This is a genomic window from Nocardia fusca NBRC 14340 (assembly GCF_001618425.1).
Classification (GTDB): domain Bacteria; phylum Actinomycetota; class Actinomycetes; order Mycobacteriales; family Mycobacteriaceae; genus Nocardia; species Nocardia fusca.
Window position 1 is genome coordinate 311,466 of sequence record NZ_BDCU01000008.1, and the last position, 21,922, is coordinate 333,387.

Annotated in this window: 15 protein-coding genes; 7 read left to right on the plus strand and 8 right to left on the minus strand. The window is 67.7% G+C overall.

From position 1 onward, the window contains the following. The first annotated feature begins 4 nt into the window (after positions 1-4). The 7 genes from yidC to NF4_RS02935 all read left to right on the plus strand — a co-directional run bounded on the left by yidC (position 5) and on the right by NF4_RS02935 (position 8,575). Positions 5-1,105 carry a membrane protein insertase YidC gene (gene yidC, locus NF4_RS02900; RefSeq protein ID WP_063125707.1) on the plus strand — a complete coding sequence of 367 codons (1,101 nt, stop codon included), beginning with the start codon at positions 5-7 and terminating at the stop codon, positions 1,103-1,105. A 77-nt stretch (positions 1,106-1,182) separates the two neighbouring features. Beyond that, positions 1,183-1,728, plus strand: coding sequence for a Jag family protein (locus tag NF4_RS02905; protein WP_063125708.1), 546 nt, complete (start codon positions 1,183-1,185; stop codon positions 1,726-1,728). A 171-nt stretch (positions 1,729-1,899) separates the two neighbouring features. Beyond that, positions 1,900-2,646 (plus strand): 16S rRNA (guanine(527)-N(7))-methyltransferase RsmG, encoded by a 747-nt coding sequence (rsmG, locus tag NF4_RS02910; protein ID WP_084532806.1) that lies wholly within the window; start codon positions 1,900-1,902, stop codon positions 2,644-2,646. A 1,747-nt stretch (positions 2,647-4,393) separates the two neighbouring features. Beyond that, on the plus strand, positions 4,394-4,642 hold the full coding sequence (locus NF4_RS02920) for a hypothetical protein (protein WP_063125710.1): 249 nt from the start codon (positions 4,394-4,396) through the stop codon (positions 4,640-4,642). A gap of 958 nt (positions 4,643-5,600) precedes the next feature. Continuing rightward, on the plus strand, positions 5,601-6,557 hold the full coding sequence (locus tag NF4_RS02925) for a ParA family protein (RefSeq protein ID WP_198165190.1): 957 nt from the start codon (positions 5,601-5,603) through the stop codon (positions 6,555-6,557). A 57-nt stretch (positions 6,558-6,614) separates the two neighbouring features. Further along, positions 6,615-7,631 (plus strand): ParB/RepB/Spo0J family partition protein, encoded by a 1,017-nt coding sequence (locus NF4_RS02930; RefSeq protein WP_063125764.1) that lies wholly within the window; start codon positions 6,615-6,617, stop codon positions 7,629-7,631. A gap of 218 nt (positions 7,632-7,849) precedes the next feature. Then, complete coding sequence (locus NF4_RS02935) at positions 7,850-8,575, plus strand: hypothetical protein (RefSeq protein ID WP_063125712.1); 726 nt, start codon at positions 7,850-7,852, stop codon at positions 8,573-8,575. Positions 8,576-8,596: 21 nt separating this feature from the next. On the opposite strand, the gene NF4_RS02940 is transcribed toward NF4_RS02935, so the two are convergent. From NF4_RS02940 to NF4_RS02975, 8 genes are all read right to left on the minus strand, one after another. Beyond that, positions 8,597-9,790: an N-acetylmuramoyl-L-alanine amidase gene (locus NF4_RS02940; RefSeq protein ID WP_030524459.1), complete on the minus strand. Its 1,194-nt coding sequence runs from the start codon at positions 9,788-9,790 to the stop codon at positions 8,597-8,599. Between the two features lie 175 nt (positions 9,791-9,965). Further along, positions 9,966-10,298 carry a thioredoxin gene (trxA, locus tag NF4_RS02945; RefSeq protein WP_063125713.1) on the minus strand — a complete coding sequence of 111 codons (333 nt, stop codon included), beginning with the start codon at positions 10,296-10,298 and terminating at the stop codon, positions 9,966-9,968. Positions 10,299-10,339: 41 nt separating this feature from the next. After that, positions 10,340-11,329: a thioredoxin-disulfide reductase gene (gene trxB, locus NF4_RS02950; RefSeq protein WP_063125714.1), complete on the minus strand. Its 990-nt coding sequence runs from the start codon at positions 11,327-11,329 to the stop codon at positions 10,340-10,342. 148 nt (positions 11,330-11,477) lie between these two features. Further along, the gene (locus NF4_RS02955) at positions 11,478-12,335 is read right to left on the minus strand and encodes an RsmA family anti-sigma factor (RefSeq protein WP_157119901.1); all 858 of its coding nucleotides are present in this window, start codon (positions 12,333-12,335) and stop codon (positions 11,478-11,480) included. 130 nt (positions 12,336-12,465) lie between these two features. After that, positions 12,466-13,044 (minus strand): RNA polymerase sigma factor SigM, encoded by a 579-nt coding sequence (gene sigM, locus NF4_RS02960; RefSeq protein ID WP_063125716.1) that lies wholly within the window; start codon positions 13,042-13,044, stop codon positions 12,466-12,468. A 264-nt stretch (positions 13,045-13,308) separates the two neighbouring features. After that, positions 13,309-17,145, minus strand: a complete 3,837-nt coding sequence (locus NF4_RS02965; RefSeq protein ID WP_063125717.1) for a murein biosynthesis integral membrane protein MurJ — start codon at positions 17,143-17,145, stop codon at positions 13,309-13,311. Positions 17,146-18,524: 1,379 nt separating this feature from the next. Then, entirely contained in the window at positions 18,525-21,152 is a 2,628-nt protein-coding gene (locus NF4_RS02970) for a DUF6049 family protein (RefSeq protein WP_063814482.1), read from the minus strand. Then, positions 21,149-21,685 (minus strand): NUDIX hydrolase, encoded by a 537-nt coding sequence (locus NF4_RS02975; RefSeq protein WP_063125718.1) that lies wholly within the window; start codon positions 21,683-21,685, stop codon positions 21,149-21,151. Before NF4_RS02975 ends, NF4_RS02970 begins: the two co-directional genes overlap by 4 nt. Positions 21,686-21,922: the final 237 nt, after the last annotated feature.

The following is a 21,922-nucleotide window of genomic DNA, read 5'->3' on the forward strand; positions in this document are numbered from 1 at the left end:
AGCCGTGCTCGATTTCATCTACTATCCGGTGTCCTGGATCCTCTGGTTCTGGCACCGGATCTTCGGCTTCGCCTTCGGGGCGGACAACGGCCTTTCTTGGGCTCTGTCCGTGGTGTTCCTCGTCTTCACGCTGCGTTTGGTGCTCTACAGGCCGTTCGTGAGACAGGTTCGTACCACCAAGCAGATGCAGGAACTGCAGCCGCAGATCAAAGAGCTGCAGAAGAAATACAAGAACGACCGCCAGAAGATGGCGCTGGAGATGCAGAAGCTCCAGAAGGACCACGGCTTCAACCCGCTCATGGGCTGCCTGCCGATCCTGGCCCAAGTGCCGGTGTTCCTCGGTCTGTTTCATGTGCTGCGCTCGTTCAACCGGACCGGTCACGGCTTCGGTCAGCTCGGTATGGACCCGTACACCAACGCACACACGCCGAACTATGTCTTCAACGCCGACGATGTGCAGTCCTTCCTGAGCGCCCGTATCTTCGGCGCGCCGATCTCGGCGTTCATCACCGCGCCGGCCGACGAGCTGCTGGCCTTCGCCGATTACGGCGGCGTCCCGAGCAAGGTCGGCATCGCCGCGGTCGCCATTCCGCTGATGATCATCGCCGCGATCGCCACGCACTTCAATGCGCGGGCCTCGGTGGCCCGCCAGAGCGCCGAGGCCGCGGCCAACCCGCAGGCCGCGTTGATGAACAAACTGGCGCTGTGGGTGTTCCCGTTCGGTGTACTCGTCGGTGGTCCTTTCCTGCCGATCGCCATCCTGCTCTACTGGGTCTCCAACAACATCTGGACCTACGGCCAGCAGCATCTCGTCTTCGGCCGGATGGCCAAGGAAGAAGAAGCCAAGCGTCAGGCCAAAGCAGCGAAACAGGCCGAGAACGCGCCGAAGCCCGGCGCGAAGCCCGTCGACACCAAGAAGAAGCCGGTGAAAGCCGACAGTGCGGTTGATTCCGATTCGGCGGAGGCCGGCGAGGCGGGAACGAACGGTTCGGCAGCGACGAAGCCGACCGCCAAGTCGGGCGGTAAACAGTCGGGCCAGCGGCGGTCGAGCGGTCAGAAGCGACCGGGTAACCGCGGCCGGCCGAATCAGAAGCGCCGGCGCTGAGCTACTCCCCCAGTCCCCTTGTGATCGTGATCCCGGCCGGGGCAGGCCGGGATCCGGCGAGCAGATAAAGGAAACACATGACTCTCGAGACCGAAGGTGGAGACGCCACCGTATCCACGACCGTTGTGGAGACCGAGTCCGACGACGCGGTGAGCGAGGCCGAGGAGGCGCTCATCGAAGAGGGTGAGATCGCCGCCGACTACCTCGAGCAGCTGCTCGACGTGCTCGACTTCGACGGCGATATCGATCTCGACGTCGAAGGCGACCGCGCGGTGGTCAGTATCGACGGTGGTAAGGATCTGACGAAACTGGTCGGCCACAGCGGCGAGGTGCTCGATGCGCTCCAGGAGCTCACCCGTCTCGCGGTGCAGCAGTCGACCGGTATCCGCAGTCGGCTCATGCTCGATGTGGCGGGCTGGCGTGCCAAGCGTCGCACGGACCTGAGTGCGCTCGGCGCCGCGGCGGCGCAGCGTGTGCTGCAGACCGGTGCCCCCGAAGAACTCGCCCCCATGACTCCGTTCGAGCGAAAGATCGTGCACGACGCGGTCGCCTCGATCGACGGTGTCGCAAGCGAAAGCGAAGGCGTCGAGCCGAACCGTCGAGTGGTTGTCGTACCGGAGTGAGACCGCGGCCCGTGCGGTAGCCGGGTGCTGAGTGGTCGGGTGAGGCCCGGGTCCGTGGACCCGGGCCTCACCCGTCTCGCGGTACCTCCCTCGTCGCTGCGTCGCGACAACTACGGTTGAGGGCCGGTAGAGAATACTCATGACCACGAGTCGACAGGACCACACAGAAGGGTGTTTCACGTGAAACCAGATCTCGGCGATTCGGAGGCCGGACCACCGGAATCGCTGCCGCCGGACGAAGCGGAGATCGTCTTCGGCGCTCGGTTGGAGTTGGCACGTGACTACTGGACTGCACTCGCTACCGCCGGAGTGGAGCGCGGATTGATCGGACCGCGGGAGGTGCCGCGCCTATGGGAGCGACACATCCTCAACTGTGCGGTCGTCGGCGAACTCATCGGCGACGGCGCATCCGTGGTCGATATCGGCAGCGGCGCGGGTCTGCCCGGAATCCCCCTCGCATTGGCCCGTCCGGACCTCCGCATCGTCCTCGTGGAACCGCTGCTCCGCCGCACCGTCTTCTTGAAGGAATTCATAGACGCGGCCGGCCTCGCGATCACCGTGGTCCGCGGCCGGGCCGAACAGCCCGGTGTCATCCAAGAGGCAGGCGGCGCGGATGTCGTCACCTCCCGGGCGGTAGCTCCCCTGGCGCGGCTGGCCGAATGGTCGATTCCACTGCTCCGCGAGCACGGCCATATGCTCGCCCTCAAAGGATCCAGTGTGGCCGAGGAGCTGGAACGCGACCGGGTCGCGGTGGAGCGCACCGGTGCCGGAAATTTCTCCGTCCTGGAATGCGGCGCCGGGATAGTCGCCACCCCCACCATGGTGCTGTCAGCGGAACGGCTGCGCCGCTCGGAGCGCGCGCCGAAGAAGTCGATCAAGCGCGCTGTGCGGGCGGAGCGCCGGGTCGGCCGGAGGTAGGAGCGGACTCGCCACGCTTCTGGCGGCGGGCGAATGTTTCCCGTGAAACATTCGCTTGCCTGCGTCCCGGAGTCCCGGAGTCCCGGAGTCCCGGAGTCCCGGAGTCCCGGAGTCCCGGAGTTATCTTCGATGCGCTTGGCGGGTCCTGCGGGCCGCGCTCGTCGATCCCGGTTGGCGTGGTTGTGGTTCGATCGTCGACTTGCGGCTCGCCTCTACCGGCAGCCGGACCCTGAGAACTGCCGACTGGGACCGGAGGATTTTGTAACCGTCTCGCCTGCCGCCCCCATTGATCCGCTACGCCTCCCCCGAGTTTCGGTGCTCGTCCAGCCGGTTGTAGTCGGGCTGTGGTGTGCGGCTCGCATTCTGTTATCGGCCGATGTGGGGCAGGCGGCCGCGATTGATCTTCCGTTGGTCCAGCAGCCGGGCTTGCCCGGTGCGGTCGAACGCGCCGGTGCGGGTTTCACGTGAAACGGGGTCGGTGTGCCGGCTCCACTCGTTGCAGCACGCGGGCGACTTCCTCGTCTCGCGCAGTCGCCCACTCGAGGTCGGTGGGCGAAATTCGAGGGGCGTCGTCCGATTGATGCGCGGACCTTCCAGGTGCACGAACACTCAGGATCGTCGGGTCGATCCATGCGAGTTGTGTCTCCGCTTGTCCGCACGCGAGATGAGAGGTCGGGGTGAGTTGGGGCAGCGGGCCTCGCTCTGGCTGCGCCGCGACAGTCACCTCAGCCCATGGGTGATCCAGGGCCGCTTCAGTGCGTCCCGCGGACTGCCCCCCTGCTCGGCTCGCGTCGCTGCCTGGTTCGGCTCACACTGCTGCCCCGTCCCGCTCGGCCTTGCGGGCCGGCATGAGGGGATGCGTCGGTATCGAAATAGGCCGCTCGGCGTCAACAAGTTGGATGCGGTGGATTCGCTGCCGCCGGTCGGTTCGCTGGGTGTGCCGGTGAGTTTCGGGTGCACATTGTGCAGGAACCGCAGCAGCAGATCGAGACCGATGCGATGCGGCCTTGGGACGCGGGCAGGCCGGTTCCGTTGTGGTGCGATGAAAGTGGTCGGGGCGGGCCGGTCCCATGGTCGAAGGGGAACATCGGATGCGTGTCTCCGATCCGCTCCGGATGCCGCGGGGAACCTGCTCAACCGTTGGATCGGTGTGAAGCCGAACGGCACCTACAGGGCATTCGACGGTCGGGTTGATGTGCTGCCGAAATCTGGCGCTCCGCGGTCGGCGATCCGAGCCGCCGCGCTCGAGGTGAGTGGTTGGTGCGGGTGTGATGTCGTCGCGGATTGTTGGAGGTAGATCGTGGCGCAGGCGGCGACGCGGTATCTCCCGGCCATACGACTCAGTGGTCTGGAGGTGCGGGCGGTTTTTCCCGGCCATCGGTGATGCGCGGGTCGGCCGTAAACCGCATCGGACAGGGCGGCACTGTGGGCATTCGGAGATCGGGGGTCGACGGTCGGCCGAGTTCCTGTCCCGTTGGAATGCCAAATGGGTGATGAAACTGCTCGGTGGTGGGCGTGGCCGTTTCGTTCGGTGTTTTGTTCGGATAGATCCGGAGTGATCTTGCTGCACAGGGTGTACCGCGGTACCGGGGTAGCTACCTACGCCACGGTGAAGCATATGGTTTCGGCTGTGGATCCTGTCCAGACCATGCGCCGCTTCGGGGAGCCGCTATTCCGGTGACAGCCCGAGACTTCCCTCCCCTATCGGTCCGGCGGCGGGGTATCCGATGAGCTGCGGCTCGCCCCGGTGGAGCAGAACACTGGTGAAGTACGGTCGACCCTCGTATGCGGTGTGCTCTTCGACGGCGCCCGCCAGTCCCCGGGGCAGGCCGCGCTGTTCCCGGTGGGCGCGGCGGTGGAAGGCCGGGCCGCGCGCGTCCTGCTGACGCTCGTCGTCGCCGCCGGACTCACGGCGGTGGCCGCAAGTGATGCGCGCAGGGTGCGGCCGGTGCCGCTGCGAATGCGGGTGACGCTGAGGCCGCACACGCGCGGGTGAGCCGAGCCGACGAACCGTGCCTTGGCGAGTGACGCTGGTCGAGGGGACTCCGGTCGAATTGACGCCGGACAGGCCAACCTGGTGAGTGGTGTCGGACGGGATAGGCCGCTCCGGCTGCCACTGGTCGAGCCAGGCCGGTCGCGGTCACGAGGTGCGGACACCACGGACGCGGACACCACCCGATGGTGAGCTACGCCCGTTACTGGGTGCCGAGGAACAGGGGCACAGAGCGCAGGTGCGCGCTCCGCGGACTGGCCGGGGGTGTGGCGCCACCTACCCACCGAACCGTCACTGTGACAACTCGGTTGGCAACCGACACTCGCAGTAGAGAATTCACTCAACGCGCTGACCGCCGAGACGGGTCCTTCGTGGCCTTCTGATCGCCCCCGCAGGGTTCGGAAGTGCGTGACGTAAAAGGCTGCGCGGGTGGTTGATGAAGGGGAGTCGGTGGCTGTCCCCGGAACCCGGTTCCCCGCAGGGCTTCAGAGATCGATGTGTCACGTGGCCGATGTTTCCCGTGAAACATCGCGATCGAGCTCGTCGGCGACCGTCGTTATGCCTTGGAATCCGGAAATTGTGTGTGTCATGGGCGCGTCGCCGCGATTCAGCTTTCTAATCGCGCCTGCGGCTGGCAAGCTATTGAGCGTCGGGCGTGAGCGTCGGTGCCACGTAGGAATCTTGGTGTTGCAGCGGCGAAAGCTCCGCTCGGTCGACTGGCGACTGAGCGTCAGCGTCGGAGGAGGTAGCTTCGCGTGATCAGGCATCGCAGCGAAGCTGTCCGGTCCTCACGCAGATGCCGAGGTCGTCGTCGTGGAGCATGATTCGAACCAGTACGGCTTGTTTCGACGACACGGCGCCGGCGTCCGTCAGGCCACGTGACTTGCAGTTCTCGCGTTAGGAGCGGTCTATGTCGAACGGTTCAGCGAATGTTTCACGGGAAACATCGCGCGTACCGGGAATGCTGGACAACAGCAATATCGGCCCGGAAGCCTTCGGGAGTACGCCGTACGGGCATATCTCCCCCACCGAGACGCCGATTGCTGCCGAAGCGCACCGCGCGAGCCAGCTAATGCACCCAGGAAAGGTGACAGTGCCGAAACCGCATGAGCAACGCATCATCACCGTGGCCAACCAAAAGGGCGGGGTGGGTAAGACCACGACGACGGTGAATCTGGCCGCAGCTCTGGCACACCATGGGATGAAGGTGCTCGTAATCGATCTCGATCCGCAGGGCAACGCCAGTACTGCGCTGGGGGTCGAGCATCATTCGGGTATCCCGTCCACATACGAACTGCTGATCGGTGAGATCAAGGTTCAGGATGCGATCCAGCAGAGCCCGCACAGCGATAATCTCCTCTGCATTCCGGCGACGATCGATCTGGCCGGGGCCGAGATCGAACTGGTCTCCATGGTGGCCCGCGAAGCTCGGCTCAAGGGAGCCATTCAGGAAGCCAATATCGCCGGCTACGACATCGACTACGTCCTGATAGATTGCCCGCCTTCGCTCGGTCTGCTCACCATCAATGCGATGGTCGCGGCGCGTGAGGTCCTGATTCCGATCCAGTGCGAGTACTACGCGCTGGAGGGTGTGGGTCAGTTGATCCGGAATATCGGCCTGGTGCAGTCGCATCTCAACCCAGACCTCCACGTATCGACTGTGGTGCTCACGATGTACGACGGGCGCACCAAGCTGGCGGACCAGGTCGCCGAGGAGGTGCGCAGCCACTTCGGCGATGTGGTGCTGCGCTCGGTGATCCCGCGCAGTGTCAAGGTCTCCGAGGCGCCCGGGTACGGGATGACGGTTCTGGATTATGATCCGGGCTCCCGCGGTGCCTTGAGCTATCTGGACGCCGGCCGGGAGCTCGCCGCACGTGGTGCGGTGAAGTACGCCGCGGCGGCGGATGGCGCGGAGTGAATGGATCGAGTGTGATCGGGCGTGGTTGTGGACGCGGGCAAGGGAAAGGGTAGGCCGGTGAGTCAGTCGAAAAAGGGTGGGCTGGGACGCGGTCTGGCGGCATTGATCCCGACGGGACCGGCGCCGGTCGCGGCGGGTCTGGGGACCGAGGCGGCCAATGCGGTGATCGGACTGGATCCCGGGCCCCGCCCAGCATCCACCTATCTTCATCAGGTGCCGGAACCCGTGGAGGTCCCGGAGCTGGCCTCGGCCGGTGACGCGGTGTATCGAGAGATAGCACCGGACAAGATCGAGGCGAACCCCAAGCAGCCGCGTCAGTATTTCGACGACGAGGCCCTCGCGGAACTCGTCCACTCGGTCCGGGAATTCGGGCTGATGCAGCCGATCGTGGTTCGGGAAATCGAATCGGGCAGTGGCCGCTATCAGCTCATCATGGGTGAGCGGCGCTGGCGGGCATGCCAGCAGGCCGGTCTGGAAACCATCCCGGCCATCGTTCGTGAGACCAACGACGATGCCATGCTCCGGGACGCGCTGCTGGAGAATATCCACCGCGTTCAACTGAACCCACTCGAAGAGGCAGCGGCCTATCAGCAGCTGCTCGAAGAGTTCGGGGTCACCCAGGAGGAACTGGCAACCCGGCTCGGCCGGTCCCGGCCGGTGGTGACCAATATGATCCGGCTGCTGAAACTACCGATTCCGGTGCAGCGCCGGGTCGCGGCCGGCGTGCTCTCCGCCGGGCATGCGCGCGCGTTGCTCGGTCTGGAGGGTGGCGCCGATGCACAGGAAGTGCTTGCGGCCCGGATCGTAGCCGAGGGGCTGTCGGTGCGTTCCACCGAGGAAGCGGTGAAGCTGGCGAACCGGGAGGAGGAGCCGCCCAAACCTCCGGCGCCGAAGCGGCCGCCGATCCACTCCCCTGGACTACAGGATGTGGCCGACCGCTTGTCGACATCGTTCGATACCAAGGTTTCGGTGAGTCTCGGAAAACGGAAGGGCAAGATCGTGGTCGAGTTCGGATCGGTGGACGATCTGGAACGAATTGTCGAGCTGATGATGCAGACAGCACTCGAAAACTGAAATTTCCGCCGTGTCGCCCGCGCAACCTCTCCCTCGAAGCTGAAACGTCACTGTGACAGCGTCTGGTCGTGGGGTCAGAGCGCGGCTACGGGAATCAATCGAAGATCACGGTGACGCGAAATGAGGCGGGTTCGCTTGATCGCATATTCTGGCTGTCGAGAAAACTATGATGCGGCGTGAGCGTAGACGAATCGGATAGCTGGAGGCTGAGCAGAGCGGTGTCGACCAGCGTCACAGGACTAACCCTGGAGAGCATCAGCCGGCTACCGGCTCATGCCCGCCGCTGTGTGTTCTGGGAAATGGATCCCGCGGTGGCCGCGGACTCGTGCGGATTCAGCGATCCGGTGTTCGAGAAGGAAGCCTGGATCTCGACGGTCATGCTCGAATGGGGTTCCTGCGGCCAATTGGCTACCGTCGACGACAAAACCGTCGGTTGTGCCCTCTACGCGCCGCCCCGGGTCGTTCCGCGTGCCGGCCTCTTCCCCACCTCCCCCGTGAGCCCCGACGCGATACTGCTCACCACCCTCGGTACGGAGTATCCCGACCTGGATGGCGATATCGCCTACCGTCTGGTGCAGGGCGTGGTCACCGACCTGGTCCGGCGAGGTGTGCGCGCACTGGAAGCGTTCGGTATCCGCGGGACCCCGTCGAGCACCGCCCTGTCCGACCGGCCCACCGGGACCATGCGCCTGATGGAACGGATCGGCGCCCCCGATCGCGGTACGCGCGGATCCAGCATGGACTGCAGCCCCCAGAACTGCATGATCGAATCCGACTTCCTGGAGGAGGTCGGATTCGAGGTGGTGGCGCCGCACCATCGCTTTCCACGGTTGCGGCTCGAACTCGACTCCGACCACGGCTGGAAGGAAGATGTCGAGCACGCTCTCGACCAGCTACTGGCCGCCGCGTCGATGACCGTGCCGACCCGGGTCCTCACGTTGTAGAACCGCCGGCCGGGGAACTCGCTATCCGCTGTCGGCGGCGGCGAGTTCTTCGGCCAGCAGTTCGGCGAAAGTGTATGTGCCGGTGGGCTGATCGTCCTGCCCGAGCAGGTAGAGGCGCTTCACCGAGATCAGGATCGCTTCCGCGATGACATCGCGCATCCGGGGACTGGCCAGCACCGAGGCATCGTACTGGTTGGTGACATAGCCGAGATCGACCTGAACGGTCGGCATCTTGGTCAGACGCAGCAGGTCCCAGGTACGCGGATGAGTGCGGCAGTCCTGCAGCGAGGTACGGGCCACCACCTCGCGCTGGATGAACCCGGCCAGGACCTGCCCGATCATGGAGACCGACCCGTGCGAATTACCGAAGTAGAACCCGGCGACACCGTTGGCCATGGGACTGGAATTGGACGCGCACCGCAGCGAGATCATCAGATCCGCGTCGAAGGCGTTGGAGGTTTCCGCGCGTTCCACATCGGTCGGATTGCTCCCCCACGGGCGGGACAGGAAGGTTTCCATCCCGGTGGCCGCCATCCGGCCCTCCAGCCGGCTGGCCAGATCCCACAGGACCTCCGATTCGTACACGTCGCCGAATTCGGTGGGCACGGCCCGGCCACGGTCGTCTCCACCCAGGCCCGGATCGATGACGATGCGTTTACCGGTGAGCTGCGGCCCGGCCCGGTGCACCACTTCCTCCTCGGCGATCCGGTGCGGATTACCGCCGGTGACCCGGGCACCGAGCAGTTCCAGCGAACGCAGCGTGTCGGGACCGCAGATACCGTCGGCCGACAGGCCGATCTCGCGCTGGAACGAGGTCAACCCCTCGTGGGTGTGCGGACCGAAGAACCCGTCCACCCGGTGCACATAGAACCCGAGATCCTGCAGCCGGCGCTGTAGCGTCGCCACATCGTCGCCGTAGAGCGGTGCGGAGAGCTGGTAGATGAGGGTGCGGGCGCCCAGCCGATACGACGCCTCTTTCAATGCCCGATAGGTGGCCGGACCGACGACGCCGTCGACCAGCAATCCGCGGTGCTGCTGAAACGCACGCACCGCGGAATCGAGCTGGTAATCGAAGGTGGCTTCGGTGTCTTTCCAGTATTCGCCCGCGCTATCGGTGTCCACGCCGTTGTGCGCGTGCAGGAACCCCAGACTTGCCAGGGTGCTCCGAACCTCTGCTACGGCTGGACCGGTGTCGCCGTGACGAAGTCGGTGCATGCGTGAGGGCCCTTCCTTCCGTCAATCCCGGGTACCCACTCATGCGACGGCCTACACCCTCGCACGACGGAGCGTGGTCGATTCTGTCAGACCCGGACCGGAATTCGACAATCTTGGTCAGGGCATACTACGGCGCGTCGCCGCGTCACGGCCGCTTGTTGGCGTATTCGAGACGTCAGATCATGTCTTCGAGTTCCCGCAGGAGAGCGGCCTTGCCCTTGGCTCCGACGATCTGTTTCACCGGCTTGCCACCGGCAAAAAGGATCATAGTCGGGATACTCATCACCTGATAATCGCGGGCGGTCTCGGGGTTGGCGTCGATGTCCAGTTTGGCCACCGTGAGTTTCTCGCCGTGCGAACCCGCGATCTCCTCCAGCACCGGGGCGACCATCTTGCACGGCCCGCACCAGGTGGCCCAGAAATCGACCAGCACCGGCTTCTCGCTCAGCAGCACGTCGTCGGCGAACGACTTGTCGGTGACGGTGACCGTGTTGGTGCTTTCGGACATGGGTGTTCTCCTTGATCTCCCAGGCGCGACGCGCCCGCGGGTCAGTTCGCTACGGCGACGTCGACCGGCTGGTCGGCGTGCCGCAGCGTATTGCTGGTGATATCGCCCTTTTCGGCGAGCCAGCGTTCGGCGTCGATGGCGGCGCGGCAGCCTGTGCCGGCGGCGGTGATCGCCTGCATATAGGTGTGGTCGACCAGGTCGCCGGCGGCGAAGACGCCCTCGACGGTGGTCTGGGTGCCCGGCTCACGCACCTGCACGTATCCCTCGGCGTTCAGATCGACCTGGCCGCGGACGAGTTCACTGCGCGGATCATGGCCGATCGCCACGAACAGGCCGGTGGCGGCGAGTTCGGAAGTTTCGCCGGTGCGGGTGTCACGCAGGGTCAGTGAGGTGACGCTGGTCTTGCCGTGTACCCGGACGACTTCGGCGTTGAGATGGAAGCGGATCTTCTCGTTGGACTTGGCGCGTTCGAGCATGATGCGCGAGGCGCGGAACTCTTCGCGCCGGTGCACCACGGTGACGCTGGCGGCGAATTTGGTGAGGAAGATCGCCTCTTCCATCGCCGAGTCGCCGCCGCCGACCACCACGATGTCCTGGCCCTTGAAGAAGAAGCCGTCGCAGGTGGCGCACGCGCTCACGCCGCGGCCGAGCAGATCCTGCTCGCCGGGGACGTCGAGGTAGCGGGCGGCCGAACCCATGGCGAGGATCACCGCGTGCGCTTCGTACACATCGTCGCCCACGGTGATCTTCTTCACCGGGCCGCTCAGGTCGATCGCGTCCACATCTTCGGTGCGGATATCGGCACCGAAGCGTTTGGCCTGCTCACGCATCTGTTCCATGAGATCGGGGCCCATGATGCCGTCGCGGAAACCGGGGAAGTTCTCCACCTCGGTGGTGGTCATCAGCGCGCCGCCGAATTGGGTGCCCTCGAACACCAGCGGCTGGAGTTCGGCGCGGGCGGCGTACACGGCGGCGGTGTAACCGGCCGGTCCGGAGCCGACGATGATCAGGTCGCGAACTGGCGTGCTCATGGGACCCTTCCAGAAAAGCTAGCGGGGACGATTCGGTCAACAACAGGGTAGACGCGCTTTGTTCCCGGTCCCCCGCGCCCGGCTGGTGCCGTCGGGCACGGGCCGACCGCAGGTCCCGGGCGGCCCGCAGCGCAGGCCGGGGAGATGCCTAGCCGATATCGGTTGTGGCGAGGACATCGGGGTTACCGGGGGCGCAGCCGGGACCGACCACCACGGCGGTGATCTGCGCTCCGTTGCGGCCCCCGACCAGGATGAGGACCGCTTCGCGGCCGTGGAAATCCATATCGGCCGACCCCAGCACCGGACGATCTATTCCGGCGGCCTGTACGCAGGCCGTGAGTGCGGCGGGATCGGCGAGGTGACCGCCGGCGTCGTTGCGGCCGAGCGCGCGCAGCGCCACCGCGGTATCGAGCCCGGAGTCCGGTTCGATGCTCGCGGAGGGCGGTGGGGCCGCCGTGGGGGCGGTCTCCCTGTCGGAACCACCGGCGGCGACGAACGCGGCACCGATGGCGACCACGATTACTGCCGCGGCGGCGAGCCCCGCCGCGAGCCGACGCCGCCTGCGGCGGGCGTCCAGGGAGACGGGCGCGGCGAGGCCCGCGGGCTCGAAAGGTGCTCCGGGACCGGTCTCGTCGTGTGCTGGGAGCGTGGAACCGAATGCCGGTGGCGGGATATCGGAAGGGTCCGGTGGTGAATCGTTCGGTGGATCGGCGAGCCCGGTCCACGCGGTATCGGTTCCGGAGTCGCCTCCCGGCCGGCCCAGCGATTCGGCCAGTGCGTCCAGGCGGGCGGCGATATCACCGGGGATCGGACGGGTGATCCGCTCGGAGGTGCCCAGGGCCGCCAGCGACCCGCGGAGCTCGTCCAGCGAGTCGAGATAGCGTTTCGCGTCCGGGTCGCGCTGTACCGCGGGCCACAGGTGAGCACTGAGCTCCGGATCGATATTTCCGGCGTGCAGATCGGCGAGCAACTCCGCCGGGAAAGGAGGTTGCGGAATGGGGCTCATGACCTGCACACCTCCAATGCTGCTGCGTCCATCTGACTCGGATACCGATTCCTGCGGCCGGTTTTCTGTACTCCCTCGGGTACATACCGTTCGGGAGGAAAAATGTGTCACTGGTACTGACGCGAGGGCACTACATCTGGTTCCTCTCCACGTGCAGAGAATCCAGTTCGGTCTTCAGGCGCTGCCGGGCCCGCGCGCATCTGCTCTTGACTGTGCCCACCGGAACACCGAGCAGTTCCGCGGCGTCCGCGACGCTGTACCCTTCCACGTCGACCGCGACGACCGCGGCCCGCTGGTCCGGTGGAAGCCGGAAAAGCGCGCGTTCGAGCACCAGCGAGATATCGACCCGGCTGTAATCGTCGGTGTCGTCGGAGATCTCGGGCCATACCTCCGGCGCCAGGAACAGCGTGGGCCGCGCGCGGTTGCGGCGGATCCGGTCGAGGCAGGCGTTCACCACGATGCGGTGCAGCCAGGTGCGCACCCCGGATTCCGCCCGGAAGGAAGCCGCGTTGCGGTGTGCGGACAGCAGCGCCTCCTGCAGGGCGTCGGCCGCGTCCTCCGGGGTGTAGCAGACGCGTACCGCGGTCTGCCACAGATGATCGTTGTGCCTGCGGATCAGTTCGGCGAAAGCATGCGGTGCACCGTTCGCGTGGGCCCGCAGCAGATCTGTATCGGTTGTCGTATCCAGGTGGGATCCCCCTGTTCCCACCGCAGCGGCTCGTGTCCCGGCACGACCCCCCGCGTTCACTTCGGACGCCAATAGCCAACCCCTTGGACAGCGCTCACGGCAGCGACGACAGCCGGTGATCCGGTACCGACAATCACTGCGGTGGGCAGCGTGCGGAATCGAACCCCTGATCCCGCCGGGCTCCCTGCTGAGAGCGCGGAGCGCGATCATATCCCGGCAATTGATTCGGCGGCAACCGATCTCGGCCCGCACACGTGCACGTGCGGGCCGCTCGGAACGCATCGATCAGCGTTCGGCTTCGAACCCGAGTTCGGCGATGGAGCTCTGGAACTGCGCCCCCGAATTACCCAGTCCGGTAACCCAGATGAGGACGTAGCGCGCCGATTGATCGGTCTGGATCGGAACCTCGGTCACCCCGTCGCCCAGGACGGCCGTGCCGACGAGCTGGGTCTGATCGAGGGTGGCCGCCTCGGTGGGCGAGGTGCGGATCTCGACACTGGTTCCCGGAGTGGACGAGGTTATCGAGACCTTGGTCAGCGTCGCGGGACTGGGCAGCGTGGCCAGCAGTCCGACGCCCTTCTTCAGCGCCGGAAACTGCTGGAAGTACTGGTCGGTGCGCCAGGAGGTCGCGGGATCACCGTCCGTGGTGGTGGCGGCGCCGGACGGATCGTCGGGGGTGCCCTCCGGGGAGAACACGACCACTCCGCTGGCCGGCACCGGCACCCCGTCGGCCGCGGCGGGAGCCGACGACGGACCCGCCGATGTCTCCGAGGCATCCGGCGCGCGACTGGTGGTGAGACCGATGACCTTCTGCTCGTTGAGCGGCTCGCTGGAATCACCCGGGGCGAAAACGCTGACCAGCCACCAGATGACGATGCCGACGACCAGGGCGGTGAGGATGCCCAGGGCCACCATGATCCACATCATCCGCTGCGATTTCTCGCGTTCGGCGGCGAGCAGTTCCGGATCGGCCAGCGATTCGTCGGCCGGTGCCGGGGCCCGCTGCCCGAGTCGCAGCACCGGAATGAAATCGGTCTTCTGGTCCACCACCGACGCCTGCTCCAGCACATGCTGGATGGTCGCGGCGGTCCGGACACCCTTGTCGGGTTCCAGCGACCGTACCGCCACCGCGGAGATCTCGAACGGGACCTCGGGCCGGATCTGGCGGGGTTCCACCGGAGTGCCGTCGGGGCCGAAATCGGCCGGAGGCAGGCCGCCGACCGTCGCGGCGTTACCGATCGTTCCGCCCTGGCGCAGCGGCCAGCGGGCGGTCATGAGGGCGTACAGCATGGCGCCCAGACCACGAACATCGCTCTGCGGATCCGCGTCACCCAGGGTGCCGGGAAAGGCCAGCACCGCATCGCCGGACGCACTGATGCGGATCCGGTCCGGATGGTCGATGGACAGGGCTCCGCCGCTGCGGTGGGCCATTTCGGTGGCCGAGGCGAGGACGCGGATGGCGCGCGCGGCACCGATCGGCGACGGGACGGTTTCGGCCATCTCGCGCAGTGAACGGCCCGGGGTCCATTCGGCGACCACGATGCCGCCGGAACTACCGCGCACCACGTCCAGCACCCGGGCCAGACCCGGAGAGTTGATCCGGCCCAGTCTCAGGGTCCGGGACAAGATCGCCTGCGGACCGTCCTGGCCGGAATTACCGGCGGCCTTCTGATCGGCGTCGACGAAGGTCAGCGCGACCTCACGGTCGAGTTTGATATCGAGTGCCTGCCAGAACCGCAGCCCACGCGCCCCGCCGTGCCCGGCCAGCAGCCGGTAACGGCCACCGGCGACCGAGGCACCGGGAATGAGCTCGGGCCCGCGCTGAACCCGGCTGGACCGGGTCATCGGCGGAACCGGGATCATGCCGGTGTCGTAGACCGGGTCGGTGGCCGAGACCGTCGCACCGGTCTGGTGCAGCTGCTCTTCCGACAGGTGTTCGCCGGGTTCTTCCGGTTCGTATCCGTCATCCGATCCGCCCGTGAAGCGCGCGGTTTCGTCGTCGTGGGGGTAGGGCCCCGATTCTGCCCGCTGCTCCGCCGGGTACGCCGGATCGTGCGCGGACGGTCCACCGACCCCGCGCTGGGTGTGCGGGTCGCCCGGTTCCGTCTGCCCCGGGGGAACATCGGTGGACATGCGACCGCTCGCCGGATTCGAGGAAGAATCGGCGGCTGGGCGCTCGCCCACCGCGTCGTCGCTCACCCTCGGACCTCCTTCGCCCTGGTATGCCGCAACTTCAGCGGTCCTGCCTCTTGTGCTCGTCTGCCGAACAGGGTACGGGAACTGGCCCGCGCCGGTGCGCTCAACCGAGTCCGGCCGGATCACCGGCAGCACCATGGTGCTCTGCGCGTCCATGGCCGAGTCGAAGCCGGAGTACGCCAGGTACGGATCCGGCCGGTGCAGAACGCGGGTGGCGTATTCCTCCTCGGCGGGTCCGAGGTCGATCTCGGGGGCCGGCGGGGTGATGCCGAGGCGGCGCGAGACGGCCACCGTGATCGCGACGACCTCGGGGATACCGGCCAGGCGCATCAGCCCGAATGCCACCGCGAACATGACGATCGCGGTGATACCCACCCGGATGAACGATCCGGGACCGCCGAGTGATTCGGTCAGCCGGTCCAGTCCCATGACCCGGTCCGCGATGAGCATGACCGCACCGCCGGCCAGCGAAGCCAGTAGCACCCGGCTGACCGTCCGCCCGACATTGGCCATCCGCAGATCGCCCAGGCTGCGGTGCAGCAGGTAGCCGCCGATCACCGCGCCGGTGGTGAAGCCGAGGCCGGTCGCGACGCCGAGCACGATCACCACCTGCTGACTGCTCTCGGCGATGAATGGGGCCAGCGCCGAGAACAGGATCTTGATGGTGGTGATCCCGAGGATGATCCAGGTGGGTGTCCAGGCCTGTTCGCGGGCGTAGAACACGCGCAGATGAATCAGCACCAGCGAGTAGGGGATCAGGGTGAACGCCGAGAAGCTCACCGCGGTACCGAGCCGGGAGGCGTCCTCGGCGAACCGGGCGTAGCCGAACAGCGCGTCGCCGACCTGCGGCCCGGCGATCGTCAGGAAGGTGACGATGGGGATCAGCGCGATCATGGTCAGCCGGGTGGCGGCCGAGAGATCGTCGACCACCGCGGGGGTGTCGTCGTTGGCGGCGTTGCGGCTCAGCCGGGGCATGATCGCGGTGAGCAGGGTTACGCCGATGACGCCGTAGGGCAGCTGGAGCAGCAGCCAGGCGTTCTGGTAGATCGCCGGGCCCGCCTCGTCGGCCTGCGAGGAGATATTGTTCGCGAAGATGCCGCCGATCTGGCTGATCAGCACGTACAGGATGATGGCGGCCGCCATCGTGCCGAACTGTTTGAGGCGGTTGTCCATCCCCCACAGCGGACGCAGGTCGATGCCCTGGCGGCGGATGGCGGGTAGCAGGCTGACGGCCTGCACGATGACGCCGAGAGTTACGCCGCAACCCAGCACGAGCAGCTTCGGGTCGCTCATCCGCACCGGGTCCAGAGTGATCTCCCCTGGCGTCAGCGCGTACAGGCCCAATACGACCAGGACCACCACATTGTTGAGTACCGGCGCCCAGGCGCCCGGTTTGAACGCGCCCCGGGTGTTCAGGACGGCGGTGAACAAGGCGGACAACCCGTAGAACAACACGGCGGGCACGAGCAGGAAGGTGAGTGCCGTGGTGAGGGCGGTGTTGACCTTGCCGTCGGCCGAGACGAAGACATGGGTGGCCAGAATCGGCGCGGCCGCGGTGGCCAGCAGCGCGGCGGTGCCGAGGATGACCGAGGCCGCGGTGACCAGGCGCCGGATGAAGGCGGCGCCGCCGTCGGAGTCCTCCTGCTCGGCCCGGACCAGCGTCGGGACCACGATCGCCGTCAGCACCGCACCCAGCACCAGTTCGGCGATCATGTTCGGAATGAGGCTGGCCGAGGTGAACGAGCTGGCGATGGCCGGGCCCAGTACCGCCAGCAACAGCAGCTGTTTACCGAAACCGGTGATACGGCTGATCAGGGTGGCGATCGCGATCGACCCGGAATCCTTCAGGAGCTTGGCCTGACTGTTGTCGGCCTTGTCCGGGGACGCGCCTGCGGCGGGTTTCTCCGCGACGGCGACCGCGGCCATCCGGCCCGTGTCCGGCCGGTTGTGCGCGGGAACCGCGGTAGCGGAAGCCGGCGCGGGTTCCCGGCCCGGCGGTACCCGGCGGAACGGCTGGGAGGCCGGCCCCTGGCGTGGCGCGGGCGCCGGCTGCTGCGGCGCGGGCCGGTTACGCACCCGGGGCTGCGAGTCCGGTGCCTGCGGCCTGGCCTGGGGAGGCATCGGCGGCCGATCCGGGGCGCCGGTGCGACCCGGTGGCGGACCACCGGCGGGTGGTGGCTGCATCGGCCGCATCCGTTGCGCGGGGAACGGTTCGGAGGACGGGCCCGCGGCGGGGGCACCGTCGGGTCGGGGGCGTTGGGGAGGACGGCCGTCGTCGGGTCGTCCCTGGGCCGGCGGGCGGGCACCGGGTGCCGGCGGCCGGCCCGGACCGGGCATGGGTGACCGGCCCGGGGGCGGCTGCGGGCGGCCACCTCGCATCGGCGGTACGGCGGCCTGCGCGGGCCCCGGGGGTGTGGACCGTTGCTCGGGGGTAACGGCCGGGCGGGCACCCGATCGTGGCGCGGACCGCTGGTCGGGTGGGACGGCCGGACGGGCACCCGACGGTGGCGCGGACCGTTGCTCGGGCGGGACCGCCGGACGGGCACCCGACGGTGGTCCGGAGCGCTGGTCGGGGGGTACGGCCGGGCGGGACCTCGGCGGCGGATTCGTGGGCCGCCCGGGCGGCTGGTTCCGGGGCACGCGTGGATCCGGCTGCTGCGGCCGGTTGGGGGCATAGCGGTCCTCCCCCGGATGCGGTCCGGGGCGAGGCCCCGGTCCCGGACGCGGGCCGGGCGGGACGGATCGATCCGCCGGAGGGCCGGGACGCTCGGGCCGGCGCATCTGCGGTGGCGGCTCCCGGAACGCGCCGGGGCGGTCGCGGTCCAGTTCCGGATCGCCGGGATGTCCGGTCATATCCGTCTCCGAGCCGGGAGACCGAGGTGCTCGCTCCCACGGTGCGCTGGGGGACCGGCGGGCTCGTGGACCGTCGGGTTGTCGACCGGGCTGCTGCCGATGAGCGGAGGATTCATCGTCGCTCATCATGCCTCCTGTATCGCCCGGAACCCGCGCGGCGGTTGTCCCCTGTGTCGCGTCGAACACATTGTCTCGGCGTTCGCGCGCGACGAACGGGCCGTAATGCGTCCGACTACGCACCGGCACCCGGGTGAACCCGGGCAGCCGGTGCGCACCCCTCCATCTTCCATGGGTCGTGGGTCCGGGTCACCCTCTCCCGGCCGTGTGCAGCGCACCTGGCCGGGAGAGCGCCGGAGCCGGCCGATGAACATGCAGCGGCCGCGCAGCACGCGGCACACGAGATCCTCGGGAAACTGCCCCGGTCTCCGTCCCGTCGGCGGGGGAATCGCCCGCTACACCCGTTCCCGGCCGCGGGCCGTCCGGCGCCTCGCCTCCCGGGCCGCCTCGCTCACCTGTGGTCCGGAGCTGCCCCGTCCACGCCGACGCGCCCGGCCCAACCGGACGACCCGCTGCCGCAACCCGGGATCGATACCTTTGTCGGCGGGATCGCGTTTGCCGTGGAAACGCCGCCACAACCGGCGCCCGGCCAGCAGGAACAGCAGGGCGGCCGCGCATGCGGTGATGATCGCCAGAATCTGGCCGTAGGCGTTGGATCGCACCGAGATCGAGGTGGCGTAGCCCAGCGGCACCCCCTCCGGGGTGCTCAGCGAGATCGGCACCACGAGTTTGCGGCTGTCACTGACCTCGGTCGGGATCTGGAACGACCGGGTACCACGCGGCGGCAGCAACTGCTCACCGATATCGGTGATCTTGGTTTCCGCCGGTGCGTCGATCCGGAACCTGATCCGCACCGAAACGGGCAGATCGTTGCGGGCGACCAGCAGGAGCGGACTCGACTCGGAGGCCAGTGTGTACACCCCGCCGGGCGGCAGCACCGATACCGACCGGAAGATCTCGTCGACCGTCGATGTCGCCTTCTCGATCCGTCGCGCAGCGAAGACCTCGGCCTGCGCGGTGGGACCACCGCGCCGATCGGACAGCGACAGCGCGCGCACCAGATCGTCGCGCAGCGGATCGAGATAGGCGCGCGGGGTCGGCGCCGCCTCGGGCACCTCCACCATTGCCTGCAGCAGCTGCGAGATGCGATGCGACTGGTCGCGGGCGGGGGTCGCGAAATGGACCGGCACCGCCTCCGCGGCCGCCTCCGGTAGCGGGGCCAGCTGATACGGGACAGGATCGGGCGCCTGACCGACGAGATCGTCGAACGGCCGGGGATCGACCAGTTTGTTCTCGACCAGCAGGTCGAGCTGGCGCAGCAGCGCGGCGGCCTCGTCCCGGTTCGCGCCCCACTGCTGCGGCGGCACGATCAACTGCGATCGCGGCCGGCCCGGATCGGTCTGCAGTGCCCGCCAGGACACCGCCCCGAGCGCATCCTGCAGCCGCGCGGTCCGGGAATCGTTGGTCACCGCGTATCGCGCCGCTTCCGGTACATAGGCCGGGGTGGGCGGATTGGATCCGACGCCCGCCAGCGCGGCCGCGGGCCAGATGTCGAAGGTCGCCACGCGCAGCGCCGGATCGGCCGTCGAGGAACCGCCACCGCCCGGCTGCGCCGGTGCGGCGCCCGCCGGGGTCTGTGCCGGCGTGCCGGGATCCGGCTGCGCAGCGTCGTCGGCGGTGTCACCGGCGGGTACCGCATCGGGGGTGTCGCCGGACTCGGGAGCCGGCGCGGGCGGTGGAACCGCGCCCGGTACACCGGGCAGCCGTACCAGATCGGGGACCGACGCGTACGGGTCGCCGGCACCGCCCTCGGGCGCCACCGCGTTGGCGGCCAGCACCGCGGTCCCGAAGCCCTGGTTCTTCAGGAGCTGCGCCGCGCCCTGGTCCAGACTGCTGGAGTCGGGCAGGCTCACACCGCGAACGGATCGGGTGTTCAGGATGGAATCGACGATCGTCGCCGGCGCATCCAGCGCCCGCGCGGTGAGCGCGGGGTCGGCGGCCGCCGCGAGCGCCGCGATATCGACCTGGGCGAAGGGCAGCGCCACCGTGCACATCGACGACGCCAGATTCCGCAACCGATCCAGCCAGGCTTTCGCGGATTCGGTCCCCGAACCCGGACGCGTCGCGCCGTCCGGATCGGACGGACTGGCCAGCACTCGGTAATCGCTGGTCATGGCCTGCACGGTGAGCAGCAGATCGGGATCGATCGCCAGGCAGACCGCCGAAGACGGCCCGTCGGCCGCCCGATCGTCACCGAAAACCGACTCCAAGGCGCCCACCAGCTCGTCCAACCGGCCGCCGCGGCTCACCGACGCGGCCAGCTCGTCGTCGGTCAGCTCGACCTCACGATCCAGGTCGCCGGTCTGCCCCGCCACCATGCGGGGGCGATCGGCCAGCGGCCACAGGAGGGTGGTCTGCACCGGCGGTGCGGCGGGCGCGGGCAGCGGCGGAGCGCTCCCGTCCGCGGCCGCCGGCAACCCCAGCACCGGCAACAGGAACCGCGCATCGTCCAATCGTGCCTGGCCACCGTAGTCGGGAGTCCCGTTCACGTTCAGCAGCAGCGGGTACACACCCGGTTCGGTGATGTTCAGCGAAGTCCCCGACGCGTCCCGCAGCGGGACGGACATGGTGAACTGCTGGCGCTGTCCGGGTTCCAGCCGCACCGCGACATCCTGGAAAGGCGTCGGAAGCTCGTAGTTCACCTGATCCAGCTTCAGCGCCGTACGCAACTCGCTGGGGTCCGATACCGGCCGCGCCCGCTGCACCCGCACGGCCACCTCGTCGACCCCGCGGTCACCGATATTGGTGACCGTGCCCGCCACCGTGAGCACCGGCTCACTCTGCGCGGTGACGGTGCCCGGACTCACCGAATCGAGGGACAACTTCAAGAACTGCGGCATCGAGGTGTCCTCGGCCGACCCCGTGGGCTGGGCCTGAGCCGGGGATCCGAGCAGCGCGGGCAGCGCCGCCGAACCGAGGATGGTCAGGATCACGAGCATGATCCGACTCAGTCCACGCGTCATCGCTTGCCGGTCTCCATCCGGTCGATCAGGCGGTTCGCCACCTCGGCCAGCCTCCGCTCATCCGCGTAGGCCAGCCTCGAGTTCAATTCGCTCAGCGGTACCCAGTCCACCTGGGTGACCTCGACATCCGCGTCGGACAATTCGCCACCGACCGAACGCAGCAGAAAATGATGCACCGTTTTGTGTACCCGCCGACCCTCGGTGACGAACCAGTAATCGATACTGCCCAATTCGGCGACCACGACACCCTGGATACCGGTCTCCTCGGCGACCTCCCGGATCGCCGTTTGTTCCGAGGATTCGCCCTCTTCGATATGTCCTTTGGGCAGCGACCATAGCAGTCGGCCACGCCGGTCGGTACGGCCGATCAAAGCGGCACAGCGCGCCTCCGGCGGACCGTCCAGCCCTTCGACCACCAAACCCCCGGCCGAAGTCTCCCGCACGGTACGCATACGAGGTTTCGCCGCACCACCGGCCGAACCACGACGCCGCGGCTGGCGGCGTCTACTGTTCGCACGATCGGCCGGAGACACTACGCAATACTAGAGCAGTGTTTATCGGCGCCGCCTCCGGCGTCGCGGGGTCGAGGCCCCCTCGGTCCCGTCGTTCAGCGCCCGAGACTCGCGCTTCGCGCATGGCACTTCGGGCGCTGAACGGCGGGACGGGCCTCGACCTTTGTGGGCCTCGCCGAACTCGGCGCCGAGAGGGTGCGGCCTTCCACGGATGAATCAACATGCGACCCGGACATCGAATGCCCACGCAACCCGCAT